At 72.8% G+C, this 25,246-nt stretch carries 26 protein-coding genes; 13 read left to right on the top strand and 13 right to left on the bottom strand.

What is annotated here, in order from left to right:
• Positions 1–5 precede the first annotated feature (5 nt).
• The gene (locus AB0L29_RS11180) at positions 6–338 is read left to right on the top strand and encodes an ATP/GTP-binding protein (RefSeq protein ID WP_365825697.1); all 333 of its coding nucleotides are present in this window, start codon (positions 6–8) and stop codon (positions 336–338) included.
• A 15-nt stretch (positions 339–353) separates the two neighbouring features.
• Here AB0L29_RS11180 and AB0L29_RS11175 read toward each other — a convergent pair whose 3' ends face one another.
• From AB0L29_RS11175 to mce, 7 genes are all read right to left on the bottom strand, one after another.
• On the bottom strand, positions 354–1,223 hold the full coding sequence (locus tag AB0L29_RS11175; protein ID WP_365825695.1) for an ABC transporter permease subunit: 870 nt from the start codon (positions 1,221–1,223) through the stop codon (positions 354–356).
• Positions 1,220–2,515 carry an ABC transporter ATP-binding protein gene (locus tag AB0L29_RS11170; RefSeq protein ID WP_365825693.1) on the bottom strand — a complete coding sequence of 432 codons (1,296 nt, stop codon included), beginning with the start codon at positions 2,513–2,515 and terminating at the stop codon, positions 1,220–1,222. Before AB0L29_RS11170 ends, AB0L29_RS11175 begins: the two co-directional genes overlap by 4 nt.
• Before the next feature lie 131 nt (positions 2,516–2,646).
• Positions 2,647–3,420 (bottom strand): ABC transporter permease, encoded by a 774-nt coding sequence (locus tag AB0L29_RS11165; protein WP_365825691.1) that lies wholly within the window; start codon positions 3,418–3,420, stop codon positions 2,647–2,649.
• A 1-nt stretch (position 3,421) separates the two neighbouring features.
• Positions 3,422–4,390 carry an ABC transporter ATP-binding protein gene (locus AB0L29_RS11160; RefSeq protein WP_365825689.1) on the bottom strand — a complete coding sequence of 323 codons (969 nt, stop codon included), beginning with the start codon at positions 4,388–4,390 and terminating at the stop codon, positions 3,422–3,424.
• An 86-nt stretch (positions 4,391–4,476) separates the two neighbouring features.
• Complete coding sequence (locus AB0L29_RS11155; RefSeq protein WP_365825687.1) at positions 4,477–5,415, bottom strand: cellulose-binding protein; 939 nt, start codon at positions 5,413–5,415, stop codon at positions 4,477–4,479.
• A gap of 183 nt (positions 5,416–5,598) precedes the next feature.
• Entirely contained in the window at positions 5,599–9,480 is a 3,882-nt protein-coding gene (gene scy, locus AB0L29_RS11150) for a polarized growth protein Scy (protein ID WP_365825685.1), read from the bottom strand.
• Between the two features lie 233 nt (positions 9,481–9,713).
• Positions 9,714–10,154: a methylmalonyl-CoA epimerase gene (gene mce / locus AB0L29_RS11145; protein ID WP_365825683.1), complete on the bottom strand. Its 441-nt coding sequence runs from the start codon at positions 10,152–10,154 to the stop codon at positions 9,714–9,716.
• Between the two features lie 149 nt (positions 10,155–10,303).
• Here mce and AB0L29_RS11140 point away from each other — a divergent pair, with 149 nt between their 5' ends.
• A complete protein-coding gene (locus AB0L29_RS11140; RefSeq protein ID WP_365825681.1) occupies positions 10,304–11,530 on the top strand; it encodes an acetyl-CoA C-acetyltransferase in 1,227 nt (408 codons plus the stop codon).
• Between the two features lie 42 nt (positions 11,531–11,572).
• Positions 11,573–12,532, top strand: a complete 960-nt coding sequence (gene meaB, locus AB0L29_RS11135) for a methylmalonyl Co-A mutase-associated GTPase MeaB (RefSeq protein ID WP_365825679.1) — start codon at positions 11,573–11,575, stop codon at positions 12,530–12,532.
• Between the two features lie 283 nt (positions 12,533–12,815).
• On the opposite strand, the gene AB0L29_RS11130 is transcribed toward meaB, so the two are convergent.
• Entirely contained in the window at positions 12,816–13,460 is a 645-nt protein-coding gene (locus tag AB0L29_RS11130) for a PepSY domain-containing protein (RefSeq protein WP_365825677.1), read from the bottom strand.
• Positions 13,461–13,575: 115 nt separating this feature from the next.
• Between AB0L29_RS11130 and AB0L29_RS11125 the strand changes: the two genes are divergently transcribed.
• On the top strand, positions 13,576–14,244 hold the full coding sequence (locus tag AB0L29_RS11125) for a response regulator transcription factor (protein ID WP_365825675.1): 669 nt from the start codon (positions 13,576–13,578) through the stop codon (positions 14,242–14,244).
• The gene (locus AB0L29_RS11120) at positions 14,241–15,662 is read left to right on the top strand and encodes an ATP-binding protein (RefSeq protein WP_365825673.1); all 1,422 of its coding nucleotides are present in this window, start codon (positions 14,241–14,243) and stop codon (positions 15,660–15,662) included. The genes AB0L29_RS11125 and AB0L29_RS11120 overlap by 4 nt, the downstream gene beginning before the upstream one ends.
• Positions 15,663–15,695: 33 nt before the next feature.
• On the opposite strand, the gene AB0L29_RS11115 is transcribed toward AB0L29_RS11120, so the two are convergent.
• From AB0L29_RS11115 to AB0L29_RS11100, 4 genes are all read right to left on the bottom strand, one after another.
• Complete coding sequence (locus AB0L29_RS11115) at positions 15,696–16,172, bottom strand: MarR family transcriptional regulator (RefSeq protein ID WP_365825671.1); 477 nt, start codon at positions 16,170–16,172, stop codon at positions 15,696–15,698.
• Between the two features lie 116 nt (positions 16,173–16,288).
• The gene (locus AB0L29_RS11110; protein ID WP_365825669.1) at positions 16,289–17,089 is read right to left on the bottom strand and encodes an AIM24 family protein; all 801 of its coding nucleotides are present in this window, start codon (positions 17,087–17,089) and stop codon (positions 16,289–16,291) included.
• Entirely contained in the window at positions 17,086–17,736 is a 651-nt protein-coding gene (locus tag AB0L29_RS11105) for an AIM24 family protein (protein ID WP_365825667.1), read from the bottom strand. The genes AB0L29_RS11110 and AB0L29_RS11105 overlap by 4 nt, the downstream gene beginning before the upstream one ends.
• Before the next feature lies 1 nt (position 17,737).
• Positions 17,738–18,370, bottom strand: a complete 633-nt coding sequence (locus tag AB0L29_RS11100; RefSeq protein ID WP_365825984.1) for an AIM24 family protein — start codon at positions 18,368–18,370, stop codon at positions 17,738–17,740.
• A gap of 209 nt (positions 18,371–18,579) precedes the next feature.
• Between AB0L29_RS11100 and AB0L29_RS11095 the strand changes: the two genes are divergently transcribed.
• From AB0L29_RS11095 to AB0L29_RS11060, 8 genes are all read left to right on the top strand, one after another.
• Entirely contained in the window at positions 18,580–18,924 is a 345-nt protein-coding gene (locus AB0L29_RS11095) for a DUF3817 domain-containing protein (protein ID WP_365825665.1), read from the top strand.
• Complete coding sequence (locus AB0L29_RS11090; RefSeq protein ID WP_365825663.1) at positions 18,921–19,217, top strand: MTH1187 family thiamine-binding protein; 297 nt, start codon at positions 18,921–18,923, stop codon at positions 19,215–19,217. The genes AB0L29_RS11095 and AB0L29_RS11090 overlap by 4 nt, the downstream gene beginning before the upstream one ends.
• 146 nt (positions 19,218–19,363) lie before the next feature.
• Positions 19,364–20,116, top strand: coding sequence for a hypothetical protein (locus tag AB0L29_RS11085; protein WP_365825661.1), 753 nt, complete (start codon positions 19,364–19,366; stop codon positions 20,114–20,116).
• On the top strand, positions 20,113–20,790 hold the full coding sequence (locus tag AB0L29_RS11080; RefSeq protein ID WP_365825659.1) for a DUF4166 domain-containing protein: 678 nt from the start codon (positions 20,113–20,115) through the stop codon (positions 20,788–20,790). The genes AB0L29_RS11085 and AB0L29_RS11080 overlap by 4 nt, the downstream gene beginning before the upstream one ends.
• Positions 20,787–21,437: a TetR/AcrR family transcriptional regulator gene (locus tag AB0L29_RS11075; RefSeq protein WP_365825657.1), complete on the top strand. Its 651-nt coding sequence runs from the start codon at positions 20,787–20,789 to the stop codon at positions 21,435–21,437. The genes AB0L29_RS11080 and AB0L29_RS11075 overlap by 4 nt, the downstream gene beginning before the upstream one ends.
• Before the next feature lie 164 nt (positions 21,438–21,601).
• Entirely contained in the window at positions 21,602–22,111 is a 510-nt protein-coding gene (locus AB0L29_RS11070; protein ID WP_365825655.1) for a MarR family transcriptional regulator, read from the top strand.
• Positions 22,112–22,166: 55 nt separating this feature from the next.
• Complete coding sequence (locus tag AB0L29_RS11065; RefSeq protein WP_365825653.1) at positions 22,167–22,505, top strand: DUF3817 domain-containing protein; 339 nt, start codon at positions 22,167–22,169, stop codon at positions 22,503–22,505.
• Positions 22,506–22,580: 75 nt separating this feature from the next.
• Complete coding sequence (locus AB0L29_RS11060) at positions 22,581–24,281, top strand: methylmalonyl-CoA mutase family protein (RefSeq protein ID WP_365825651.1); 1,701 nt, start codon at positions 22,581–22,583, stop codon at positions 24,279–24,281.
• 112 nt (positions 24,282–24,393) lie between these two features.
• Here AB0L29_RS11060 and AB0L29_RS11055 read toward each other — a convergent pair whose 3' ends face one another.
• Positions 24,394–25,014, bottom strand: coding sequence for a TetR/AcrR family transcriptional regulator (locus AB0L29_RS11055; protein WP_365825649.1), 621 nt, complete (start codon positions 25,012–25,014; stop codon positions 24,394–24,396).
• Positions 25,015–25,246: the final 232 nt, after the last annotated feature.

Below are 25,246 nucleotides of genomic sequence, written 5' to 3'. Positions count from 1 at the left end.
GTCCCGTGTCCCCGCGTCGCAACCGACCCAAGGGCGCCGGTTCGTCAGGCCGGAGCGCCGAGGACGACCGCCCCGGCCGCTACGGCGGCTGGCAGTCCTCGGAGACCTGGCAGGGCGAGAACTGGAGCGTGCGTCACGTCGCGGGAGCGAGCGCGCAGGGCAAGTCGTACCGCTGTCCCGGCTGCGACCAGCTGATCCCGGACGGGGTCCCGCACGTGGTGGCCTGGCCCGAGTACGCGGGCGTCGACGACCGGCGGCACTGGCACAGGGCCTGCTGGAACGCCAAGGACCGCCGCACCATGCGGGTGCAGCGGTCCCGGAACGTGCCGAGGTTCTAGGCCCTGCCGGCGGGCTCAGACGTCCCGCCTCTCCAGCAGCGCGAAGGCGCCGGCGAAGACCGCGGCCGTCACGCCGAGGATGATCCACAGGGGATCCCAGCCGGACGGGCCGGACTGGGTGAGCGAGTTGGAGTAGAAGACGCTGAGCTGGTTCGGGATCGAGTACTCGAACAGGGCCTGGCGCACGTCCTCCAGCGAGGACGAGAACATGAACAGTGCGATCACCAGCGGGGCGAGCACGGCGCCGATCATGATCGTGATGGCGCCCGCCGAGTGGCGGATGATCGAGCCGACGGCGAGCGAGACCATGCCGAGCAGCGCGATGTAGAGCGCGATGCCGACCGTGCCCTTCAGCCACTCCCCGGTGGTGGGGTCCTCGATGCCGTTGTCGCTGAGCAGGGCCATGTGCGCGAAGGCGACGAGTGAGGCCGACACCAGCGTCGCCACGAAGGCGACCAGGAAGAAGACGAGGGCCTTCGCCGCGAGGACCCGCCCGCGGCTCGGACAGGCGGTCATCGTCGTGCGGATCATGCCGGTGCCGTACTCCGAGGCCGTGGTCAGCACGCCCAGCGTGATGATGCACATGCTGCCCAGCAGCAGTCCGAAGAAGCCCAGGGACAAGGGGTTCTCGCCCGACAGGTCGGGTTCGGAACCGGCCACCACCAGACCGGTCAGCAGTCCGATGCCGACCACGAGCAGGACGAACACGCCCAGCGTCCACATGGTGGAGCGCACCGATCTGATCTTCGTCCACTCGGAGGCGATCGCGTGCCCGAGGTGCGTGCGCACCACGGGGATCGGCGAGGTGTACGCGGCGTACGGCGAACCGGGGGCCGCCTGCCAGTTGGGCGCGGCCTGCGGCATCGGGGGCTGGGGCGTGCTCATCGGGCGTCCTCGGACTTGGTCAGGTCGGTCGGGGCGGCGGGCTGGGCGGCGGCCTGCTGCTGCGCGGCCGGCGGGGCGGAGGGCCGCGCGGGAGCCGGGTCCACGGGCCGGGCCGGAACCTGGCCCTGGGGCGCGGGCTGGGCGTACGGGTTGGGCACGCCCGCGCCCGGTGCGCCGGCGGCGCCCCCGGGCACGCCCGGCGCGCCGTACGGTCCCGTCGGCGCCTGGGCCGGCGCGCCCTGCGGCACGCCGAACGGCTGACCGCCCTGCTGGGGCGGCGGCGGGGCGTACCAGCCGGGCTGCCCCTGGCCGGGCACCGGCATCGGCGGCTGCGCGCCGGGCGGCAGCGGCTGCTGGAGCCCTTCCTTCTGGTCGATGGTCGAGCGGTAGTCGACCGCGCCCTGCGTCATCCGCATGTACGCCTCCTCCAGGGAGGCCTGGTGCGGCGACAGCTCCCACAGCCGCACGTCGGTCTCGTGCGCGATGTCGCTGATGCGCGGCAGCGGCAGGCCCGTGACGCGCAGCGCGCCGTCCTGCTCGGGCAGGACGTGGCCGCCGGCCTCGGTGAGCGCGGCCGACAGCTTCTCGCGCTGCTGCGGCTCGGTGTCGGGGGTGCGCACTCGCGCGAAGTCGGCTGAATTGGCCGAGATGAAGTCCTTCACGCTCATGTCGGCGAGCAGTTGCCCCCGCCCGATGACGATGAGGTGGTCGGCGGTGAGCGCCATCTCGCTCATGAGGTGGCTGGAGACGAACACCGTCCGCCCCTCCGCCGCGAGCGACTTCATCAGGTTGCGCACCCAGAGGATGCCCTCCGGGTCGAGGCCGTTGACCGGCTCGTCGAACAGCAGCACCTGGGGGTCGCCGAGCAGCGCGGCGGCGATGCCGAGCCGCTGGCCCATGCCGAGGGAGAAGCCCTTGGAGCGCTTGCGGGCCACGTCCTGCAGGCCGACGACGCCGAGCACCTCGTCCACCCGCCGGGCCGGGATGCCCGAGAGCTGGGCCAGGGAGAGCAGGTGGTTGCGGGCGGCCCGGCCGCCGTGCACCGCCTTGGCGTCGAGCAGGGCACCGACCTGGCGGGGGGCGTTGGGCAGTTTGCGGTAGGGGTAGCCGCCGATCGTCACGTGTCCCGCGGTGGGGTTGTCCAGGCCGAGGATCATCCGCATCGTCGTCGACTTGCCCGAGCCGTTCGGCCCGAGGAAGCCGGTGACGGCTCCGGGCCGCACCTGGAAGGAAAGGTTGTACACAGCGGTCTTGTCGCCGTAGCGCTTGGTCAGGCCGACTGCCTCGATCATGCTCCGCACCCATCGCAAGGTTCAGGACAGCGGGGCACACGCCCCCGTAAGGGTTAGGAGGATATCCGCGCGCTGACGGTTCCGCCCAAGAGCGAGTAAAAGGCCGTCCGGCCGCGGCGGCCGCCGCGGCGTCACTGGGCGTCCCGCTTCCTCAGCAGCACGTAACCGCCCGCGAGCGCCGCGAGCACCCACAGCGCCATGATCCCGAGCCCGCCCCAGGGCCCGTACGGCACGTCGTCGTCGACGGGGGGCACCACCTGCATGATCCTGCTGCCGGCCTGGTCGGGCAGGAACCGGCCCACCTTCTCCGTCGCGTCGACGTTGCCCAGGACGGTGGAGATCAGGAAGAAGAACGGCATCAGGATGCCGAGCGACAGCATCGGGGAGCGCAGCATCGTGGCGACGCCCATCGAGAACACCGCGATGAGGGTCATGTACAGGCCGCCGCCGATGACCGCCCGCAGTACGCCGGTGTCGCCCAGGGACGCGCTGTGCTCGCCGAGCATCGCCTGGCCGAGGAAGAACGCGGCGAAGCTGGTGACCATGCCGACGGCCAGGGCGAGCCCGGTGGCGACCGCGATCTTGCTGAACAGGAAGGTGCCGCGCCGCGGCACGGCGGCCAGCGAGGTGCGGATCATGCCGGTGCTGTACTCGTTCGACACGACGAGCACCCCGAACACGATCATCGCGAGCTGACCGAGACTCATGCCCGCGAAGCTGATGAACGTCGGGTCGAAGCCGGCCCGGTCCCGCGCGTCCATGCGGTCGAACTCGCTCCTCGACAGCGCCGAGATCAGCATGCCGAGGGCGATGGTGACCACCATCGCGAGGGAGAGCGTCCAGACGGTGGACGCCACGGAACGGATCTTGGTCCACTCCGATCGGATGACCTGGGTCGCCGCCATCTCAGCCCTTCCTCCAGCCCTCGCCCCACGGCGCCTGCGCCTGCGCCTGCCCGTCGGGCGGCGTCCCGGTGTGTGCGTGGTACTCCACCGACTCGGCGGTCAGCTGCATGAACGCCTCCTCCAGGGAGGCCTGTTGCGGGCTGAGTTCGTGCAGGGTGATCCGGTGCCGGGCGGCCAGCTCACCGATGTGCTCGGCCTTGCCGCCGTCCACCTCCAGCGTCCCGTCCCCGCTCTCCACGGCCGTGATCCCGGCCCGCTGGAGCACATCGAGCAGCAGCTCCCGCTGCGGGGTGCGGATCCGCACGTACGACCGCGAGTTCTGCTCGATGAAGTCGGCCATGGAGGTGTCCGCGAGCAGCCGCCCCTGTCCGATGACGACGAGGTGGTCGGCGGTGAGCGCCATCTCGCTCATGAGGTGGCTGGAGACGAACACCGTCCGTCCCTGTTCGGCCAGGGACTTCATCAGCGTGCGGATCCAGTGGATGCCCTCGGGGTCCAGGCCGTTGACCGGCTCGTCGAACATCAGGATCCGCGGATCGCCCAGCAGCGCGGCGGCGATGCCCAGCCGCTGCCCCATGCCGAGGGAGAACCCCTTGGCCTTCTTCCTCGCGACGGCCGTCAGCCCGACGGTGTCCAACACCTCGTGCACCCGCCGCTTCGGGATGCCGTTGCTCTGCGCCAGGCAGAGCAGGTGGTGGTAGGCGCTGCGGCCGGGGTGCACGCCCCGGGCCTCCAGCAGGGCGCCGATGTACGTCAGCGGGTCCTTGAGCTGGTGGTAGTGCTTGCCGTCGATGCGGACGTCCCCGGCGGTGGGCCGGTCCAGGCCGAGGATCATCCGCATGGTCGTCGACTTGCCCGCGCCGTTGGGACCGAGGAAGCCCGTGACGATGCCCGGCCTGACGGTGAAGCTGAGGTTGTTCACCGCCACCTTCTCGCCGTACCGCTTGGTCAGCCCCTCGAGCTCGATCATGCCGCCCACGCTAGAACGCGACGGTGCCCTCTGCCACCGCAGTGACGGAGGGCACCGAAGGTTTTCAGCCGCCGTGGGCCGGGGCGTTACCGGGACTGCTGGGCCGGGACCCCGCGGGAGATCGGCTCGTCGTCCGTGGACGGCGTGCCGGCCGCGGCCACCGCGGCGCCGGTGAGCGTGGCGAGCATCTCGCGGACGTTCGTCAGCTGGGCGTTGATGGAGTCGCGGCGGTTGGTGAGGGCCGCGAGCTCGCGCTCGGATTCCGAACGGATGCGGTCGGCCTTGGCGTTGGCGTCCGCCACGATGTCCTCGGCCTGGCGCTGGGCCGTCTCCACCGTCTGGCGGGCGCGGCGCTCGGCGTCGGTGCGCAGCTTCTCGGCCTCCAGGCGCAGCTGCTCGGCGCGGTGCTCGATCTCGGCGAGGCGCTTTTCGGCCTTGGCCTGACGGGAGGCCAGGTCGCGCTCGGACTGCTCGCGGCGCTTGGCGAGGTTCGTCTCGAAGTCGGCGGCGGCCTGTGCGGCCTTGGCGCGGGTCTCCTCGAAGAGCGCGTCGGCCTCCTCGCGCTTGGACTGGGCGTCCCTCTGCGCCTCGGACCGCAGCTGGGCGGCGTCGCTCTTGGCCTTCTCGACGATCCGCAGGCCCTCGTCCTCGGCCTTCGCCTTGCGCTCGGCGGCGTACGACTCGGCGTCGTTGCGCACCTGCTGGGCGGCCGACTCGGCGAGCTCACGGTGCTGCTCGGCCGCGCGCCGGGCCTCCTCGCGCAGCTCCTTCGCCTCCTCCTCGGCGAGACGGAGGATCTTCTCCACGCGTGCGCCGAGACCCGCGTACGACGGCTCCGCGTCGGTGACCTGGGCCTGGGCGTTCTGGGTCTCGAGGTGAAGCTCTTCGATGCGCTTTTCCAGAGCGGTGATGCGGGCGAGAGCACTGTCACGGTCGGAGACGAGCTTGGAGATACGTTCGTCCACCTGAGCGCGGTCGTACCCACGCCGCACAAGCTCGAAGCCGTAGGGGGAAGTGTCGCTCATGGGGTTCCTGTCGAATGAGACCGGTGAGGTGATAGAGGGAATCCTAGGGCCCGGAACGGTGTGTCATCGAGCGGATGCACGTTTGATACGGAGAATGAGACCCCTTTTGAGTGGCGAACCGCCGGACGGCTTGCCAAAGAGTTGGTCAAAGGTCCTAGCAGACACCGGATTCGTCCTTCCTGGCTAGCTTTCCGACGACTTGCCACCCGATCGGGTTGCGCCCGCCGCGGCGCCCGCCTTGACCCCGCTGTCCTTGTTCGACGCCGGGGCCTCGAAGGACTCCAACGCCTCCAGGACGTCCTGGACGCGGGAGATCTCGGCGTTGATGTCCTCGCGGCGCCGCATCAGGACCTCCAGTTCGCGGCGGCCCTCCTCGACCGTGCGCCTGGCCTCGCGGATCGCCTCGGCCTTGAGCTCCTCGGCCTCCTTGACGAGCGCCGCCTTCTTCTGCTCGGCCTCCTTCAGCAGGCCCTCGGCCTTCTTCACCGCGGCGATGCGCACCTTGCCCGCCTCGGTGTTGGCCTCGGAGACGAGCTCCTTGGCCTTCGCCTCGGCCTTGGCGAGCTGCTCCTCGGCGGCCTTGATGAGCGCGTCGCAGCGGTCGCCGGCCGACTTCATCGTCTCGGCCGCCTCGCGGCGGGCCCGCTCGTGCAGCTCCTCGATCTCGGAGGTGAGGCGGTCGCGCAGCTCCTCGGCCCGCTCCCTTATCCGGCCGGCGTCCCGGCGCGCGCCGACCAGCAGCTCGTCCGCGTCCGTACGGGCCTTCTCCACCAGGGAGTTGCCCTCGATCGTGGCCTCGGCGACGATCCGCTCGGCCTCCGTGCGGGCCGCGCCGACCATCGTGTCGGCCTGCGCCTCGGCCTCCGCCGTGGTCTTCAGCGCCTGCTGCTGCGCCTCGGTCAGCAGCTTGTCCGCCTCGGCCGTGGTCTCCGTGATGAGCTTGTCGACCTGCTCGGCCGCCTCGGAACGCCGCTTGTTGGCCTCCTTGCGGGCCTCGTCGAGGGTGCGCTCGGCCTCCTCGCGCGCGGAGCCGACGAGCCGCTCCGCCTCCGCCTCGGCGTCCGCCTTGAGGCGCTCGGCCTCGGTGCGGATCCGCTCGGCGTGCGCCTGCGCGGAACCGACCGTCTCGGCGGCCTCGGCGCGCAGCCGCTCGGCCTCCGCCGCCGCCTCGCCGCGGACCCGCTCGGCCTCCGCCGCCGCCTCGCCGCGCAGCCGCTCGGCCTCGGCGACCGTCTCCGTGCGCAGCCGGTCGGTGTCGGCGATCGTCTCGGCCGTGAGCCGCTCCGCCTCGGCGCGCGCCTCGGTGATCAGGGTGTCCGCCTGCGCCGCCGCGTCCGAACGGATGCGGTTGGCGTCCTCGCGGGCGTCCGCCCGGGTGCGCGCGGCGGCCTGGTCGGCCTCGGCGAGCGCGTCCGACGCCTCGGTGCGCACCCGCTGGGCGTGCTCGGCGACGTCCGCGCGGATCCGCTCCGCCTCGGCGATCGCCTCGGACACCGTGCGGTCGGCGAGCGACTTGGCGGCCTCGGACTCCTCCCGGGCCTCCCGGCGCACCCGGTTGGCGTCCTCCGTGGCCCGCTCCCGCTCGGCGTAGGCGTCGGAGCGGACCCGGTCCGCCTCCTCCTCGGCCTCCCGGCGCGTACGGTCCGCCGCGTGCTCGGCGGCGCTGCGCAGCCCGGCGATCTCCTCCTGGGCCTGCTCGTGCAGCCCGGCGACGGAGTCCCGCACCTGCTGGGCGTGCTGCTCGGCCGCGGACACCATCTCGCCGGCGCGCCGGTCGGCCTCCTCGACGAGGCGCACCGCCTCGGCCTGCGCCTCCTCCACGCGCTTGCGCGCGGAGGCCAGCAGTTCCTCGATCTGCTCGCGCGCCCGCTCGCGCTCCTGGTCGGCCTCCTGCCGCGCGGCACCGAGGAGCTCCTCGGCCTCGCGGCGGCGGCGGTTGGCCTCCTCCTGGGCGGCGGCCAGCGTCTCGGACGCCTCGGCGGCGAGCCGTTCGGCGGCGGCCTGCGCCTCGGCCCGCACGCGGTCGGCGGTCTCCTGCGCCTCGGTCTTGAGCCGCTCGGCCTCGGCGGCGGCCTCCGAGCGCAGCCGTACGGCGACGGCCTCACCCTCGGCGCGCGAGGCGGACGCGTCGGACGCGGCCTCGGTGCGCAGCCGGTCGGCCTCCGTCTCGGCCTGCTGCCGCAGCGTACGGATCCGCTCGGCGGCCTCGGTGCGCAGCCGCTCGGTCTCCTCGGCGGCCTCCCGGCGGATCCGCTCGGCCGCCTCGCGGGCGTCGCTCAGCGCCTGCTCGGCGCCGGCCAGGCGCTCCTCGGCCTCCTTCTGGAGCCGCGTCAGCTCCTCGGCGGCCTCCGCCCGCCGGGCCGCGACGGCCCGCTCGGTCTCCTCGCGCAGCTCGCGCGCGGCGCGCTCGGCGTCCGCCTTGAGGGCCTCGGCCTGCTCGGCGGCCTCCTCGCGGTGCCGCTCGGCCTCGGCGCGGGTGCGCTGCAGGGTCTCCTCGGCCTGCCGGCGCAACGTCGTGGCACGCTCGATGGCCTCGGTGCGGACCTTCTCGCTGTCGCTCTGGGCGGTCTGCCGCAGCTCGTCGGCGTCCGCCTTGGCCTTGGCCAGCAGCTCCTCGGCGGTCCTGGCGGCCTCCTCGATCTGCGCCACGGCCTCCTTGCGGGCCTCGGCGCGGATCTTCTCGCCCTCCTCGACGGCGTCGGCGCGCAGCTGCTCGGCCTCGCCGCGCAGCCGGCGGGCCTCCTCCTGCAGCTCGACCGTCTTGGCGCGGTACTCCTTGGTGTCGTCCTTGGCCGCGCCCTTGAGCTGCTCGGCGATGTCGTGCGCCTCGGCGCGCAGCCGGTCCGCCTCGGCCTCGGCCTCCTTGCGGATCCGCTCGGCCTCCTCGGCCGCGGCCCTGGTGGTCTTCTTGGCGTCCTCCGACGCCTTGTTGAGCACGTCCTCGGCGGTCCTGGCCGCCTTGGACAGCTGGGTCGCGGCCTCCTCGGCGGTGACGCTGCGGGCCTTCTCCACGGCCTCGGCGAGCATCTTCTCGGCCTCGGCGCGGGCGTCGGCGACGAGCTGTTCGGCCTCCGCCTTGGTGGCCTCGGCCTCCTTCGTGGCCTCCTCGACCAGCCGGGCGACCTGCTCCTTCGCCGTGCGCGTGCGCGTCTCGTTGGCCGCCTCGGCGGTCGCCAGCGCCTTGGCCGCGGCCTCCTTGGCCTCCGCGACCAGCTTCTCCGCCGCGGCGCGCGCCTCGCGCAGCGCCGTGTCGGCCTGGGCCATGCGCTGCTCGGCGGCCCGGCTCAGCTCCTGGGCCTGGCGGCGCGCGGCCTCCGACTCGCTGACGGTGGAGGTGCGCAGCTGCTCGGCGTGGTCGGTGGCCTCCTGGGCCTGCGTGGAGGCGGCGTTCAGCAGCCGCTCGGCGTCCGCGCGGGCGCGGCGCAGCAGCTGCTCGGCCTCCGCCCGGGCCGCCTCGGCCTCGCTCTGCAGGCGCTGGCGGGCCTCGGCGGTCAGCCGCTCGGCCTCGGCCCGCGCGGCGGCCAGGGCCTGCTCGGCCTCGGCGCGGGACTCCTCCAGCAGCCGGCGGGCCTGCTGCTCGGTGCGGGCGCGCAGCTGCTCCGCCCACGCCACGTTCTCGTTGACGTGCGACTCGACGGTCTGCCGGCGCTCGGCCAGCTCCTGGTCCAGCTGCTGGCGGCGCGTCACCGCCTCCTGGTGCAGCTCCGCCTGGAGCCGGGCGGCCTGCTCGGCGTGCTCCTGCAGGATCCGCTGGGTCTGCGCCCGGGCCTGGCTCAGCTCGCGCTCGGCGTCGGCCCGGATCTGGTCGGCCTGCATCTGCGCGTTGCGCAGCAACTGCTCGGCCTGGTAACCGAGGTCGGCGCTGTCGTAGGCGGGCCGGGACATGATGGTGCGCCGCGCCTCGTGCAGCTTGGCGCGCAGCACCTCGACCTGGTAGCCGAGGTCCTCGGCGTGCTGGATCGCCTTTTCCCGCTCGGTCTTCAGCCGCTTCATCTCGGCTTCGAACCGAGAGAGGTGGTCGACGTCAGCCGCCGGCTCTCGCTCCTGGCTCTCGTAGCCCCGCACTGCGCGGTCCCATCCGTCCCCTGGTCGCAGGTCTCTCCAACGAGCTCCGTCCATCCGCCGGACGGGGCCCCCGGGGAATGGTGTCAGATCAACGGCGGAGCAGGAGCTGCTGCCCCGCTGCTCGTCCCCCGAAACCCGGTCCCCGGCGGTCCCGTCGTCGAGGACGACAGGACCGGGTCACCCTGGATTGAGCGGCGACCGCACCCAACCCTACCGGCCCCTATGTACGAGGGTCAGTGCTCAGGTGACTCAACGGGGGCCGAAGTGACCAGTTCTGTCAGTACTCCGTGGCAGTCCTTGGGGTGCAGGAAGGTGATCCGTGACCCCATGGAGCCGCGCCGGGGCTCCTCGTACAGGACGCGTACGCCCTTGTCGCGGACGGCCGCCGCGTCCCCGTCGACGTCCGCCGTGCCGAAGGCGATGTGGTGGACGCCCTCGCCGTTCTTCGCGAGCCACTTCGCGACCGTGGAGTCCTCGCGGGTGGGTTCGAGGAGCTGCAGGTACGAGGACCCGCCGTCGGACGTATCGTTGATCTTGAGCATGGCCTCGCGCACGCCCTGCTCCTCGTTGACCTCGGTGTGGAACACCTCGAAGCCGTAGGTGGCACGGTAGAACTCGACGGTGGCGTCGAGGTCGTGGCAGGCGATCCCGATGTGGTCGATTCGCGTCAGCATGGATTCAGTGCAGCGCTCCGGAGGTGGTTACGCAACGTGCGCGCGATCACACCGACAGCCCGATGACGGGGTGGAGTACCGCTCAGTACATTCGAAGTAAACCCTCGTTCACTCCTCGGCCGTGCGGGCCGGTAAGGGGATCGCAGCTCATGTCTTCTGGAACTTCTGGTGGAACTTCTGGGACGAACGGCACGACGTCCGTCATCGTCGCGGGCGCCCGGACCCCGATGGGACGGTTGCTCGGTTCGCTGAAGTCCTTCTCCGGAGCCGACCTCGGCGGTTTCGCGATCAAGGCCGCCCTCGACCGTGCGGGGATCGGGGGCGACCAGGTGCAGTACGTCATCATGGGCCAGGTGCTGCAGGCCGGGGCGGGGCAGATCCCGGCGCGGCAGGCCGCGGTCAAGGCCGGCATCCCGATGAACGTCCCGGCGCTCACCGTCAACAAGGTGTGCCTGTCCGGCCTGGACGCGATCGCGCTCGCCGACCAGTTGATCCGCGCGGGTGAATTCGACGTGATCGTCGCCGGCGGGCAGGAGTCCATGACCAACGCCCCGCACCTGCTGCCGAAGTCCCGCGAGGGCTTCAAGTACGGCGCGGTCCAGATGCTCGACGCCATGGCGTACGACGGGCTGACGGACTCCTTCGAGGGCATCGCCATGGGCGAGTCGACGGAGAAGCACAACACGCGGCTGGGCATCGGCCGGGCCGAGCAGGACGAGATCGCCGCGCTGTCCCACCAGCGGGCCGCCGCCGCGCAGAAGAACGGCGTCTTCGAGGCCGAGATCACGCCGGTGGAGATCCCGCAGCGCAAGGGCGACCCGGTGCTGTTCAGCAAGGACGAGGGGATCCGCGGCGACACCACGGTCGAGTCCCTGGCGAAGCTGCGCCCGGCGTTCTCCAAGGACGGCACGATCACGGCGGGGTCCTCCTCGCAGATCTCCGACGGCGCCGCCGCGGTCGTCGTGATGAGCAAGGCCAAGGCGCAGGAGCTGGGCCTGGAGTGGATCGCGGAGATCGGCGCGCACGGCAACGTGGCCGGTCCGGACAACTCGCTGCAGTCGCAGCCGTCGAACGCGATCCGGCACGCGCTGAAGAAGGAGGGGCTGGAGGTCTCCGACCTCGACCTCATCGAGATCAACGAGGCCTTCGCCGCCGTCGCCGTGCAGTCGATGAAGGACCTCGGGGTGTCCTCCGAAAAGGTGAACGTCAACGGCGGTGCCATCGCCCTGGGTCACCCGATCGGGATGTCCGGCGCGCGGCTGGTGCTGCACCTGGCGCTGGAGCTCAAGCGGCGCGGCGGTGGGGTCGGCGCGGCCGCGCTGTGCGGCGGCGGCGGCCAGGGTGACGCACTGATCGTGCGGGTACCGAAGGCCTGACGGCGCTTCCACTTGGTCGATCTTCTCGGGAACGGAGCTGTGATGCAGGACGTCTCCACGCTGGTGGCCCAGGCCAGGCAGGGGCGGCCACGGGCCGTGGCCCGGCTGATCTCGCTGGTGGAGGGGGCGTCCCCGCAGCTGAGGGAGGTCATGGCGGCGCTCGCGCCGCTGGCGGGCGGCGCGTACGTCGTGGGGCTGACGGGCTCGCCCGGCGTCGGCAAGTCCACGTCGACCTCGGCGCTGGTGACCGCGTACCGCAAGCAGGGCAAGCGGGTCGGGGTGCTGGCGGTGGACCCGTCGTCCCCGTTCTCCGGCGGCGCGCTGCTCGGCGACCGGGTGCGGATGTCGGAGCACGCCTCCGACCCCGGCGTGTACATCCGGTCCATGGCGACGCGGGGCCACCTGGGCGGCCTCGCGTGGGCGGCTCCGCAGGCGATCCGCGTCCTGGACGCGGCGGGCTGCGACGTGATCCTCGTCGAGACGGTGGGCGTCGGCCAGTCGGAGGTCGAGATCGCCTCGCAGGCGGACACCTCGGTGGTGCTGCTGGCGCCGGGGATGGGCGACGGGATCCAGGCCGCCAAGGCGGGCATCCTGGAGATCGGCGACGTGTACGTCGTCAACAAGGCCGACCGGGACGGCGCGGACGCCACCGCCCGCGAGCTGAACCACATGCTGGGGCTCGGCGAGGCCCGGGGCCCCGGCGACTGGCGCCCGCCGATCGTCAAGACGGTCGCCGCGCGCGGGGAGGGCGTCGACGAGGTCGTCGAGGCGCTGGAGAAGCACCGGGCGTGGATGGAGGAGCGGGGCGTGCTCGCCGAGCGGCGGCTGGCGCGGGCCGCGCGCGAGGTGGAGACCATCGCGGTCACGGCGCTGCGGGAGCGGATCGGGGACCTGCACGGGGACCGACGGCTGGGGGCGCTCGCGGAGCGGATCGCGGCGGGGGAGCTGGACCCCTACCGGGCGGCGGACGAACTGGTGGCGGGGCTGACGGAGAAGGGCTGACGGAGAGGGGCTGACGGAAGAGGGCCGGCCGGCTGCGTCCGCGGCGGCCCGCGGCCGTCCGGCCGGGGTGCCGTGGCGCCTGCCGCCGGGCTGGGGGCCGGGGCCGCGCCGGGCGTGTGTCCCCGGTCCGGCGGACCGCTGCGCCGGCCGGGCGCCCGGCGAGGACGCCGGGCGCTGCGGGCGGACGCCCCCGGCACGTCCCCTTGCGTGCGTGGGCGGGTGCGCCCGGCCGCGCGCGCTCGTGCCGCGGGGGCGCCGCCCCGGCCGCGGCCTCGCGTACGCGTCAGTCGTCGTCCGAGCGGTCCGCCGTGACCTTGCCCGTGTCCGGGGCGACCCGCCACTCCCGGTCCGCCTTGCCGGCGGCGTGCGTCTCCACCTCCCAGGCCGCGGACCGGCCCTCCTCGTCCAGGTCCACGGACGTCACCGTGCCCTTGCCGGCCGCCGCCTCCGCCGCCTCGGCGGCCGTGACGGACGTGCCCTTCAGCGCCGCCCGCACCCCGGCCGTGTCGTCCTCCTGCTCGGTGCCGGAGCCCAGGACCCTGCCGGTGCCGGGGTCGATCCGGAGGCTGTGCCGGGTGTCGCCGCCGAGGACGTCGACCCGCCAGGCCGCCCTGCCGCCGGCGTCCTCGTCGTTCCCGTCGTTCCCGTCGTCCTCGGCGTCCAGCTCCGCGGAGACCACCGTGCCCGGCGTGTGCTCGAGCGCGGCGGCGATGGCCTCCGGGGCCGTCACGTCCACGCGGGCGGGGCGGTCGCCGTCGCCCTCGCGGGCATCGTCGCCGTCCTCGCGGGCGCCGTCGTCCGACGCCCGGGCGTCCACCGTCCGGCGCGCCGTGTCCTCGTCGTCGCCCGTGACCGCGAGGGCCGTGGCCGTGCCGCCCCCGATCAGGGCGGCGGCCGCCACCGCGGCGATCACGATGTTGCGCTTCATGCGGGTTCCTCCGGAGTCGCTTCGTTTCCGATGTCCCCAAGGTCGCCGACCGGGGCTGAGGGGGAGCTGAAGGCTCCTGAAGGGATCTTCAGGTTGGTTTTGCGACGCTTGACCCATGCGCCTTTTGATCGTGGAGGACGAGAAGCGGCTGGCCCTGTCGCTGGCCAGGGGCCTGACGGCCGAGGGGTACGCCGTGGACGTCGTCCACGACGGGCGGGAGGGACTGCACCGGGCCTCGGAGGGGGCCTACGACCTCGTCGTCCTCGACATCATGCTGCCGGGGCTGAACGGGTACCGGGTCTGCGCCGCCCTGCGCGCCGCCGGGCACGGCGTACCGATCCTGATGCTCACCGCCAAGGACGGCGAGTACGACGAGGCCGAAGGGCTCGACACGGGCGCCGACGACTACCTGACCAAGCCGTTCTCCTACGTCGTCCTCGTCGCCCGCGTCAAGGCGCTGCTGCGGCGGCGCGGCCGGGGCCCCGGGGCCTCGCCGGTGCACGTGCACGGCGACCTGAGGGTGGACACCGCCGCCCGCCGGGTGTTCCTGGACGAGGACGAGGTGACGCTCACCGCCAAGGAGTTCTCCGTGCTGGAGCAGCTCGTGGTGCGGGCCGGCGAGGTGGTGTCCAAGGCGGAGATCCTGGAACACGTCTGGGACTTCGCGTACGAGGGCGATCCGAACATCGTCGAGGTGTACGTCAGCGCCCTGCGGCGGAAGCTGCGCGCCGGGCTCATCCGGACCGTGCGCGGTGCCGGGTACCAGCTGGAGGCGGCGTCGTGAGACGGCTGTTCGGGTCCGTGCGGGCCCGGGCGACGCTCGCCGCCACCCTGGTGGTGGCCGTGGCGCTCGTCGCGGCCGGTGCCGCTGTGCTGCTGTCCCTGCGGTCCAACCTGGTCGGCGAGGCCGGCACCGAGGCGGAACGCTCGGCGCGCGCGGTCGCCGCCGAGCTCGCCGCGCGGACGCCGTACGACCGGCTCTCGGGCCTGGACGGCGACCACGAACCGGTGCAGGTCGTCGACGGGGACGGAAGGCTCGTCGCGGCGAGCGAGGACCTGGAGCGGATCAGCGGCACCGGCACGGACGCGGTCGAGCCGCAGGCCCCGGCCAAGGGGCGCGGGGACGGCGACGACGGCCCCGCGGACGCCGACGACCCGGACGGGTCCCCCGGACCCGGTGAGATCGCCGGCGGGGCCACCTTCACCAACGGCTCCGCGACGATCGACGGCGAGACGGCCGACTACCGGTTCGCCGCCCTGGAGGTGGAGACCCCCGACCGGGGCCGCCTCACCGTCCACGCGGGCGCTCCGCTGGCCGCCGAGCACGGGGCCGTGCGGACCGCGCTGAGCGTCATGCTGATCGGGTTCCCGCTGCTGCTCGGGGTCGTGGCGGGGGTGACCTGGCTGGTCACCCGGCGCGCGCTGCGGCCGGTGGAGGGGATCCGCCGGGAGATGGCCGCGATCACCGCGTCCGAGGACCTCGCGCGCCGCGTGCCGGAGCCGGACACGCACGACGAGGTCGCCCGGCTGGCCCGCACCACCAACCAGACGCTCGCCGCCCTGGAGAGCTCCGTGGAGCGGCAGCGGCGGTTCGTCGCCGACGCCTCCCACGAGCTGCGCAGTCCGATCGCCTCGCTGCGGACCCAGCTGGAGGTGGCCGTCGCCCACCCGGAACTGCTCGATCTGGAGGGCGCCGTCGAGGACACCGTACGGCTGCAGCGACTCGCCGCCGATCTGCTGCTGCTCGCCCGGCTGGACGCGGGGGAGCGGCCGGCGCCCGACGCCCGCGTCGACCTGGCCGCGCTCGTGCGGGAGGAGGCCGCGGGGCGGGAGGGCGTGACGGTGGACGCCGAACCGGTGGAGGTGGCCGGGTCCCGGGGACAGCTGGGACGTGTGCTCGCCAATCTGCTCGACAACGCGCAGCGGCACGCCCGCTCGGCGGTCGCGGTGACCGCTCGGCGGGAGGGGGACTGGGCCGTGGTCGGGGTCGCCGACGACGGGGACGGTGTGCCCGCGGCCGACCGTGAACGGATCTTCGAGCGGTTCGTCCGGCTGGACGCCGCCCGCAGCCGGGACGACGGCGGCGCCGGGCTGGGCCTCGCCATCGCCCGGGACGTCGCCGTACGGCACGGCGGCACGCTCACGGCCGGCGCGGCGCCGGCGGGCGGAGCCCTGTTCGAGCTGCGCCTGCCGGTCGCCTAGGTGTGCTGTCCGGATCAGGCCGGGCCCGCCGGGTCAGGGGCGGCCGCGCTGGCTCCGCAGGTGCTCGGCGATGGGCTTGAGGGCCTTGTCGAGTTCCGTCAGGGCCTCGGGGGACAGCAGGTCGATGAAGTGCCTGCGCACGGAGGCCACGTGGTGCGGCGCGACCTTCTTCATGGTCTCCATGCCGTGCTCGGTGAGGACCGCGTAGAGCCCGCGGCGGTCCGACTCGCAGTTCTCACGGCGGACCAGGTTCGCGTTCTCCATGCGGGTGATCTGGTGCGAGAGCCGGCTCTTGGACTGGAGGGTGGCGGAGGCGAGGTCGCTCATCCGCATCCGCAGGTCCTCCGACTCGGAGAGGTTCACCAGGATCTCGTAGTCGTTCATTGTCAGGCCGAACGGCTGGAGGTCCTTCTCGAGCTGGTACGTCAACAGCCTGTTGACCTCCAGGTGGGTGCGCCAGGCGCACTGCTCCGCATCAGTCAGCCAGCGGGTGGCCGTCTCGGTCTCCATGAATGAAGTCTACCTAAGAAGTTGAATTGCGAACTAGTGAGGGTCTTGGTGGCGCGGTGTGCGCCGGGAGCGCGCCGGTGTGCACGCGTTCGATGTCACACTCCGCAGACTACCGCTCACAGCCCGAAGCGACGCTGGAGGTCTCCCAGCTGTCCGGGAAGGCGCGGTGCCCCGGACTGCTGTCCCTGGGGCGCCGGCGTTCCGCCGCCGGGCACGCCCGCATCCTGCACGACGGCCCCCGTCGCCTGCTCGGGCATCAGCGTCTCGGACGACTGCAGCAGCACCGTGCCCGCCCCCACGAACTCGAACTGGTGCTCCTCCCCGGAGACCCCGCCGAGGCCCGTCAGCGCACGTAGACCGCCCAGTACGCCGGTCATGTACCCGTGGTCGTAGTGGTGGCACGGCGAGGGGCAGTCGGCCCAGCCGACGAGCGCCTGCGGGTCCACCCGGACCGGGGGTTCCATGAACACCACCGGACCGTTGGATGCGGCGACGAACTTTCCGGTTCCGATCAGCGTCAGGAAACCCGGCACGATCGACTGCTTCAGCGACAGACTTGGCTGAAAAGCAAGCAAGTTGCCCGAGCGAATGGTCAGGTTGCCGTCCTCGAGGTCGTACGAGTTCACGTCGAAGGCCCGGTCGGCGAGGAGCATCTTGCCCGAGCCCTCCGCCACGACCCAGTCGCTCGCGTGCAGAGGCGAATGGAAGGACGTGCGGACGAGCCGGTCGAGCCGGCCGTGCCCGACGCCGTTGAAGTCGATCGAGCCGTAGTAGGCGATCATCTTCCCCTTCTGCAGGAACCACTGGCTCCCCTTGAGCTCCACGCAGAAGGTGTAGGGGGTGACGTTGTCGTCGGCGGGCAGGGTCGCGGGGTCGAAGACCGCCGGGCCGGCGCCCGGCATTCCGTAGGTGCTCACAGCTTCTCCTCCGAGGCCTGGACGTACACCGCGCCGTTGCCGCTGAGCTCCAGCTGGAACGCCTCGCCGGAGCCGCGGCCCACCATGTCCCGCCAGCCCAGGGCCGTGGACAGCTTGTTGCGGACGTCGCCGTGGTGGGCGACGTAGGCCTGCGGGTCGACGTGGACCGGGCGCTGCGGGGTGATCGGGATCTCGAAGACGCCGCCGTGGGCCATGACGGCGACGGATCCGTGCCCCTGCAGCGTCGTGGTGAACAGCCCCTGGCCGGTGACCTGGCCGCGGACCATGCCCATCACGCCGCCCTGCGCGCCCAGGAACATCGTGCCCTGCCGGAGCGTGCCCTCGAAGGCGAGCAGGCGGTCCGCCTCCACGTACAGCGTGTCGCCGGCGAGCTCGATGACGTGGACGTGGTGGCCGCCGTGCCCGAACAGGACGGTGCCGCTGCCCTCGACGGTCATCAGGGGCGTGTCCTCGTCCGCGATCCGGCGGCCGATCATCGACATCACCCCGCCCTGTCCGCCGGCGGTGTTGGGGGTGAAGGACACCTCGCCGCGGTAGGCGAGCATCGCCCCGCGCTGACTGAACAACCGCTGCCCGGGGGTCACGGTCGCCTCGACCATCTTCGCGTTGATCTCCCGGAAGGCCATGTCACACCTCCCCCGCGATCGTGTTCCGCTCGCTCGGCTGCACGTACACCAGCCCGTCCCCCTCGAAGCGCATCTGGAAGGCCTCGCCGCCGCCTTCCCCGAGCAGTGTGCGGAACGTCACACCCGACTGGAAGGACTGCCGCAGGTTCCCCTGGTGCGCCACGTAGGCGCCCGGGTCGACGGTCAGCGGGTACTGCGGGCCGACCCGCAGCACCACCGCCGGGCCGTCGGACACGATCGCCGCCTGGCCGTGGCCCTCGACGGTCGTCGTGAACAGCCCGTTGCCCTGCGAGGCCCCGCGCAGCCCCGTGAAGCTCGTGCCGGTGCGCAGCCCGCCGTCGGCCGCGAGCAGGTTGCTCGACTCCACGTACAGCGTGTCCCCCCGGAGTTGCACGAGGTTGATCTCGGAGGCCCGGTCGGCGAACCAGCAGGTCCCCTGCCCCTTCACCTCCATCAAGGTCATCTGCTCGCCGGTCAGCCGCCGGGTCACCATTCCCCGCAGGCCCTCGCCGCCGCCGCTGAGCTTCTTGAAGGCCATCCGGCCGTCGTACGCCACCATCGAGCCGTTCTTCGCCTTCACGGCGTCCCCGGTCATGTCGACGGCGAGCACCCTGCTGCTCTGAAGTCGGAACATCGCCACGCCGGTGACGGTAGCCCGCCGGGCGTGCTGTCCGACAGGGCTCAATGGCGGAGAAGGTCCCGGAATCACCCTCAGGGGCCGGGAAGGCGGCCCCCCGGCCGGGTCCCGCGCGGCGGTTTGCCACAATGGGCGTGCGCTTGTGCGTGCGTTCACAAGCCGTCCGACCGTCAGACCGCCGACGTCTCTGCCACCGAAGGTGACCCGTGGACATCAAGACCGCCGCCGCCCTCCGCCGCCTCCGCCTGGTCTCGGGCCCCGAGGCGATCTCCTTCCTGCTCCTGCTCGTCTGCTCGGTGCTGAAGCGGACCACGGACTTCAACGCCGTGCCGGTGATGGGCATGGTGCACGGCGTCCTGTTCGTGCTGTACGTGATCTTCTGGGCGGACGCCTGGAACCGCGCCAAGTGGCCTGTGGGGACCGCCGCCCTCTACTTCGTCCTCTCCGTGCTGCCCGCCGGCGGCTTCTTCGCCGAGCGCAGGCTGCGCCGTGAGTCCGAGGACGCGGTCGTCGCCTCGCGCGTCCGCGGGGAAGGGGCCGTGAAGGCATGATCGTCGCCTTCTCCGTGACGCCGCTGGGCGTGGGCGAGGACGTGGGAGAGTACGTCGCCGACGCCGTCCGCGTGGTGCGCGAGTCGGGCCTGCCGCACCGCACCGACGCGATGTTCACCTCGGTCGAGGGTGAGTGGGACGAGGTCATGGACGTCGTCAGACGCGCCGTCGCCGCCGTCGAGGCGCGGGCGCCGCGCGTGTCCCTGGTCCTCAAGGCGGACATCCGCCCCGGGGTGACCGACGGCCTCACCTCCAAGGTGGAGACCGTGGAGCGGTACCTGGCGGCCGAGTAGGGCGCCCCGGTCCACCGGACGGACCCGGCCCGCACGGGCCGGGTTTTTTCGTGCCCGCCGTTTGAGCGATCGCTCAAACGGGTGTACGTTCCTGCCCGAAGTGTTTTGAGCAGTCGCTCAAAACAGCCGTCGGACCGGGGGACCACATGGGGCTGTACGCAGAAACACGCATCCGCGCCGACCTCGACGACCTGTGGGCGCGTACGCAGGACCCCGCCCGGCACCGACGCTGGGACCTGCGCTTCACCGAGATCGACCACCTCCCGCGCGAGGAGGGCGGACCGCAGCGCTTCCGGTACGCCACGCGCGTGCTGCCCTTCCTCACGGTCGCCGGCACCGGAGTCTCGGCGGGGGAGAGGGAGCGCCCCGACGGCACCCGCACCTCCGCCCTGCGCTTCGCCTCACCGCACCCGCTCTCCCTGCTCGCCGAGGGCGGCGGCTACTGGCGCTACGTCCCCGACGGCGACGGCGTCCGCTTCCTCACCGGCTACGACTACCGCCCCCGCTGGGGCGCCTTCGGGACGCTCGCCGACCGGCTGCTGCTGCGTCCCGTCCTGGGCTGGGCGACGGCCTGGTCCTTCGACCGCCTGCGCCTGTGGCTGGAGCACGGCGTCACCCCGGAACGCGCCCGGTGGAACTGGCTCGCGGAACTGGCGGTCCGCGCCCTGGTGATCGCCGCCGCGTGCGCCGGCTTCCGGCTGGAGCCGGCCGTCGGCCTCCTCGGCCCGCTCGCACCCGCGGCGGCCTGCACCTTCCCCCTGCTCCTCACCCTCGCCGTCGCGCTGGCCCTGTTCGCGTCCCCCCTGCCCCGCACCCCCGCCGCCCGCCGCTGCCTGCGCCGGCCGCCCGCGCGCGCCCGCGCGCCGCGCGTCCTGCGCACCCTGGAGAACCCGCGATGAGCTCGATCTTCCGTACGGCCATGGGCGCCGACTTCGACCGCCTCCACCCCCAGCTGCGGCGCCGCTTCTCCGTGGGCCTGGCGAGCGGCCGGGCGTGCACCGGCCGGGGCGTGATGGAGCGGATCTGGCACGGCGGCGCCTTCGTGAAGCCGTTCCTGGCGCTGGGCGCCACCCGCAACATCCTCGTCCCGCGTGAGGGCCGTCACATCCCCTTCACCATCGAGAACGTGCCGTACACCGACTCCCACGGCCGTGAGACGGTGACCTTCGTGCGCACCTTCGACCTGCCCGGCCGCCCCCGCCGCTTCGACGCCCAGATGGTGCTCGGCCCCCAGGGCGACCGCGTCCTCGACTACCTCGGCACCCACCAGCACCTCGCCAGTGAGCTCCACTTCCGCGCGGAGCCCGACGGCTCGCTGCTCGTCCGCTCCGGGGAGCACCGCTTCCGGGAGGGCGTGGTGGACGTCCGCGTCCCCGAGCTGATCGGCGCCACCGCCGAGGTCCGCGAGTCCTACGACGACGCCGGCCGCTTCCGCATCCGGGTCCGCGTCGTGAACCGGTACTTCGGCCCCCTCTTCGGCTACGAGGGCTCCTTCACCGCCGCCTACCAGGACGTCGCGGCCTGCGGCGTGCGCCCCGGTCTGCGCCCGGTGCGCGAGGAGGGGCGCGCATGAGCCCGGACACGGCCAGGTCCCAGGAGACCAGGACCAGACTCCTGGAGGGCGCGCTGCGCACGCTCACCGAGCAGGGCATCGCCAAGACCTCGGCCCGCACCGTCGCGGCGGCCGCGGGCGTCAACCAGGCGCTGGTCTTCTACCACTTCGGCTCGGTGGACGAACTGCTCGCGGCGGCGTGCCGGTACGGGGCCGAGCGGTCGGTGGCGCTGTACCGGGACCGCCTGTCCACCGTCTCCTCCCTGTCCGAACTGCTGGCCGTCGGCCGCGAGATCCACGAGCAGGAGCGGGCCGGGGGCCACGTGGCCCTGCTCGGCCAGCTCCTCGCCGGCGCGCAGACCCACCCCAGCCTCGGGCCCGCCACGGCGGCGGGCCTCGACCTGTGGATCGCGGAGCTGGAGAAGGTCCTCACCCGGGTCCTCGCGGGCACGCCGTTCGGGGAGTTCACCGATCCGGCGGGACTCGCGCGGGCCGTGGCGGCCTCCTTCGTGGGGATCGAGCTGTACGAGGGCGCGGACGCGGCGGGGGCGACCGCGGCGCTGGACGCGCTGGAGCAGCTGGGGGGCCTGGTCAGCGCCCTGGAGGAACTCGGCCCGGTGGCCCAGCGGGCGGTGCGGCACCGGCTGCGCCGGACCGGCCGCCGCTGACCCGGGAAGCGGTCGTGCCCTGCGGTCCCCGGGGCGCCGCCGCGGCGGCCCGGGGCGGACGGAGCCGGCGGGGAGGGGACGGAGGCGGCCGCCCGGAAGACCGGGCCGGACCGAAGGACGAGACAGGGCTGACCAGCATATGACCGGCCGGTAAGGTCGGGTTCGTGCCGAAGCCCCTCAGTCTCTCCTTCGATCCCATCGCCCGCGCCGACGATCTGTGGAAGCAGCGCTGGGGAAGCGTCCCGTCCATGGCCGCGATCACCTCGATCATGCGGGCGCACCAGATCCTGCTCGCCGAGGTCGACGCGGTGGTCAAGCCGTACGGACTGACGTTCGCGCGGTACGAGGCGCTCGTGCTGCTCACCTTCTCGAAGTCCGGCGAGCTGCCGATGTCCAAGATCGGCGAGCGGCTCATGGTGCACCCCACGTCCGTGACGAACACCGTCGACCGCCTGGTGAGGTCCGGCCTGGTGGACAAGCGCCCCAACCCCAACGACGGGCGCGGCACCCTCGCCAGCATCACCGACAAGGGCCGCGAGGTGGTCGAGGCGGCCACCCGCGACCTGATGGCGATGGACTTCGGGCTCGGATGCTACGACGCGGAGGAGTGCGCGGAGATCTTCGCGATGCTCCGCCCGCTGCGGATCGCGGCGGGAGACTTCGAGGAGGAGTGACCCGGGGAGCGCCCCGGGGCGGGATCCCCCGAAAGGGGTGGTTAGGCTCGACGGCATGAAGAAGAGCGTCCTGACCCGCTACCGCGTGATGGCCTACGTCACCGGCGTCCTGCTGGTCCTGCTGACCGTCGGCGTCGTCGCCAAGTACCTGCTCGAGCTGGACGGCGCGGACGCCTTCACGCGCGTCGTCGGCATCGCGCACGGCTGGCTGTACGTCCTGTACCTGGTCTTCGCCTTCGACCTGGGCTCCAAGGCGAAGTGGCCGGTCGGGAAGCAGGTGTGGGTGCTGCTGGCCGGGACCGTCCCCACGGCCGCGTTCTTCGTGGAGCGCAGGATCAGCCGCGAGCTGGAGGCGGGGACCGCGGACGGTTCGCCCGCGGCCGCCGAGGTGTAACCGGTACCGCCGTACGGACCAGCGTGCGGCGGTCTGCCATCGACATTTACTAGGACGTCCTAGTAAATTCGAAGCATGGACGCTGACGCCATAGAGGAGGGCCGCCGTCGGTGGCAGGCCCGGTACGACGCCGCGCGCAAGCGTGACGCTGACTTCACCACGCTCTCGGGGGATCCCGTGGAGCCGGTGTACGGGCCCCGGCCCGGGGACAGGTACGAGGGGTTCGAGCGGATCGGGTGGCCGGGGGAGTACCCGTTCACCCGCGGGCTCTACCCGACCGGCTACCGAGGGCGTACGTGGACCATCCGGCAGTTCGCCGGGTTCGGGAACGCCGAGCAGACCAACGAGCGCTACAAGATGATCCTGGCCGCCGGCGGCGGCGGGCTGTCCGTCGCCTTCGACATGCCGACGCTCATGGGGCGCGACTCCGACGATCCGCGCTCGCTCGGCGAGGTCGGCCACTGCGGCGTGGCGATCGACTCGGCGGCCGACATGGAGGTGCTGTTCCGGGACATCCCGCTGGGCGACGTCACCACGTCGATGACGATCAGCGGGCCGGCCGTCCCCGTCTTCTGCATGTACCTGGTCGCCGCCGAGCGGCAGGGCGTCGACCCCGCCGTGCTGAACGGCACGCTGCAGACCGACATCTTCAAGGAGTACATCGCCCAGAAGGAGTGGCTCTTCCAGCCCGAGCCGCACCTGCGCCTGATCGGCGACCTGATGGAGTACACCAGCGCCGGCATCCCGGCCTACAAGCCGCTGTCCGTCTCCGGCTACCACATCCGCGAGGCCGGGGCGACCGCCGCGCAGGAGCTGGCGTACACGCTGGCGGACGGCTTCGGGTACGTCGAGCTGGGGTTCAGCCGCGGGCTGGACGTGGACGTGTTCGCGCCCGGGCTGTCCTTCTTCTTCGACGCGCACGTCGACTTCTTCGAGGAGATCGCCAAGTTCCGCGCCGCGCGCCGGATCTGGGCCCGCTGGATGCGGGACGTGTACGGCGCGAGGAGCGAGAAGGCGCAGTGGCTGCGGTTCCACACGCAGACGGCCGGCGTCTCGCTGACCGCGCAGCAGCCGTACAACAACGTCGTCCGCACGGCCGTGGAGGCGCTGGCGGCGGTGCTGGGCGGGACGAACTCGCTGCACACCAACGCGCTCGACGAGACGCTCGCGCTGCCGAGCGAGCAGGCGGCCGAGATCGCGCTGCGCACGCAGCAGGTCCTGATGGAGGAGACCGGGGTCGCCAACGTCGCGGACCCGCTGGGCGGTTCCTGGTACGTCGAGCAGCTGACGGACCGGATCGAGGCGGACGCCGAGAAGATCTTCGACCGGATCAGGGAACGGGGGCTGCGGGCCCACCCCGACGGGCAGCACCCCATCGGGCCGATGACCTCCGGGATCCTGCGCGGGATCGAGGACGGCTGGTTCACCGGGGAGATCGCCGAGTCGGCGTTCCGGTACCAGCAGGCGCTGGAGAAGGGCGACAAGAAGGTCGTGGGCGTCAACGTCCACACCGGTTCCGTCACCGGCGACCTGGAGATCCTGCGGGTCAGCCACGAGGTGGAGCGCGAGCAGGTGCGCCTGCTGCGCGAGCGGAAGGCCGCGCGCGACGGGGCGCGGGTGCGTGCCGCGCTCGACGCGATGGTCGAGGCCGCCCGGTCCGACACCAACATGATCGAGCCGATGCTGGAGGCCGTGCGGGCCGAGGCGACGCTCGGGGAGATCTGCGGGGTGCTGCGGGACGAGTGGGGGGTCTACACGGAGCCGGCCGGCTTCTGACGCCTGACGCGCGGGACCGCCGGCGGGCCGCCGCGAACCGGCGGCCCGCCGCCGGGATCTGTCGTCGCGGGGCCCGCCCTCCGGGCGGACGGCGGGAATTCGACGACAGGCCCTAGCCGGCCGCTCGCGTCAGCCCCAGCAGCAGCACCCGTGTGAGGCCGCGCACCCACTCCTCGTCCGCCGGTTCCGCGCTCACCAGCGTGCGGTGCACCACCGCGCCCGCCACCATGTCGAAGATGAGGTCGGCCGTGCGGGCGGCTTCCGCGGGATCGTCCTCCGGCGGCAGCTCGCCGCGTTCCTGCGCGCGGGACCTGCCCTCCAGGACCAGTCGCTTCTGGCGGTCGACGATCGACGTGCGGATGCGTTCGCGCAGGGCCTCGTCGCGGGTGGCCTCCGCCACCACCGCCATCAGGCCGCTCTTCGCCTCCGGGCGGGCGAGGATCGCGGCGAACTGCAGGACCACGCCCTCGACGTCGGCGGCGAGGCTGCCGCGGTCGGGGAGGCGGAGCTCGTCGAAGAGTTCCGCCACCGCGTCGACCACCAGTTCGTTCTTGCCCGCCCAGCGGCGGTAGAGGGTCGTCTTCGCCACCCCGGCGCGCGCGGCGACGTCCCCCAGCGTGAGCCCGGACCAGCCCAGTTCGACCAGGGCCTGGCGCGTCGCGGCCAGGATCGCCGCGTCGGCGGCGGCGCTGCGGGGACGGCCGGTGCGGACGGCCGGCCTGCGGGTCTGCATCCCACGACGATAACCGGCCGTTCTCGCGCGGCCGTGAGGGAGATCACCGGCGGGGGGTGTTCCGGCGGCCCTGCGTGCCATTACGCTACGACTCGTAGCGAAAGCACGTGCGACCGACGTGCCCGAGCGACGACCACACGGCGTGGGTGGGGACCCGGCGCCGGAATCGCACACGGCCGGACCGGCTTTCACGCCGTTTTTCACATGCGCGCGCGGGACGGGGGAGGATAGA

Origin of the sequence: Streptomyces sp. NPDC052701, assembly GCF_040678355.1 — a bacterium.
Taxonomy (GTDB): Bacteria; Actinomycetota; Actinomycetes; order Streptomycetales; family Streptomycetaceae; genus Streptomyces.
This window is presented reverse-complemented; position numbering and strand designations above follow the sequence as displayed.

Bases quoted from the DNA above. Each gene is read 5' to 3' on its own strand.
- AB0L29_RS11075 (WP_365825657.1), top strand. From the start codon at position 20,787: ATGAGCCCGGACACGGCCAGGTCCCAGGAGACCAGGACCAGACTCCTG.
- AB0L29_RS11100 (WP_365825984.1), bottom strand. From the start codon at position 18,370: ATGTTCCGACTTCAGAGCAGCAGGGTGCTCGCCGTCGACATGACCGGG.
- AB0L29_RS11060 (WP_365825651.1), top strand. From the start codon at position 22,581: ATGGACGCTGACGCCATAGAGGAGGGCCGCCGTCGGTGGCAGGCCCGG.
- AB0L29_RS11065 (WP_365825653.1), top strand. From the start codon at position 22,167: ATGAAGAAGAGCGTCCTGACCCGCTACCGCGTGATGGCCTACGTCACC.
- AB0L29_RS11090 (WP_365825663.1), top strand. From the start codon at position 18,921: ATGATCGTCGCCTTCTCCGTGACGCCGCTGGGCGTGGGCGAGGACGTG.
- AB0L29_RS11140 (WP_365825681.1), top strand. From the start codon at position 10,304: ATGTCTTCTGGAACTTCTGGTGGAACTTCTGGGACGAACGGCACGACG.
- AB0L29_RS11085 (WP_365825661.1), top strand. From the start codon at position 19,364: ATGGGGCTGTACGCAGAAACACGCATCCGCGCCGACCTCGACGACCTG.
- AB0L29_RS11165 (WP_365825691.1), bottom strand. From the start codon at position 3,420: ATGGCGGCGACCCAGGTCATCCGATCGGAGTGGACCAAGATCCGTTCC.
- AB0L29_RS11080 (WP_365825659.1), top strand. From the start codon at position 20,113: ATGAGCTCGATCTTCCGTACGGCCATGGGCGCCGACTTCGACCGCCTC.
- AB0L29_RS11160 (WP_365825689.1), bottom strand. From the start codon at position 4,390: ATGATCGAGCTCGAGGGGCTGACCAAGCGGTACGGCGAGAAGGTGGCG.
- meaB (WP_365825679.1), top strand. From the start codon at position 11,573: ATGCAGGACGTCTCCACGCTGGTGGCCCAGGCCAGGCAGGGGCGGCCA.
- AB0L29_RS11170 (WP_365825693.1), bottom strand. From the start codon at position 2,515: ATGATCGAGGCAGTCGGCCTGACCAAGCGCTACGGCGACAAGACCGCT.
- AB0L29_RS11125 (WP_365825675.1), top strand. From the start codon at position 13,576: ATGCGCCTTTTGATCGTGGAGGACGAGAAGCGGCTGGCCCTGTCGCTG.
- AB0L29_RS11175 (WP_365825695.1), bottom strand. From the start codon at position 1,223: ATGAGCACGCCCCAGCCCCCGATGCCGCAGGCCGCGCCCAACTGGCAG.
- AB0L29_RS11130 (WP_365825677.1), bottom strand. From the start codon at position 13,460: ATGAAGCGCAACATCGTGATCGCCGCGGTGGCGGCCGCCGCCCTGATC.
- mce (WP_365825683.1), bottom strand. From the start codon at position 10,154: ATGCTGACGCGAATCGACCACATCGGGATCGCCTGCCACGACCTCGAC.
- AB0L29_RS11155 (WP_365825687.1), bottom strand. From the start codon at position 5,415: ATGAGCGACACTTCCCCCTACGGCTTCGAGCTTGTGCGGCGTGGGTAC.
- AB0L29_RS11055 (WP_365825649.1), bottom strand. From the start codon at position 25,014: ATGCAGACCCGCAGGCCGGCCGTCCGCACCGGCCGTCCCCGCAGCGCC.
- AB0L29_RS11115 (WP_365825671.1), bottom strand. From the start codon at position 16,172: ATGGAGACCGAGACGGCCACCCGCTGGCTGACTGATGCGGAGCAGTGC.
- AB0L29_RS11105 (WP_365825667.1), bottom strand. From the start codon at position 17,736: ATGGCCTTCCGGGAGATCAACGCGAAGATGGTCGAGGCGACCGTGACC.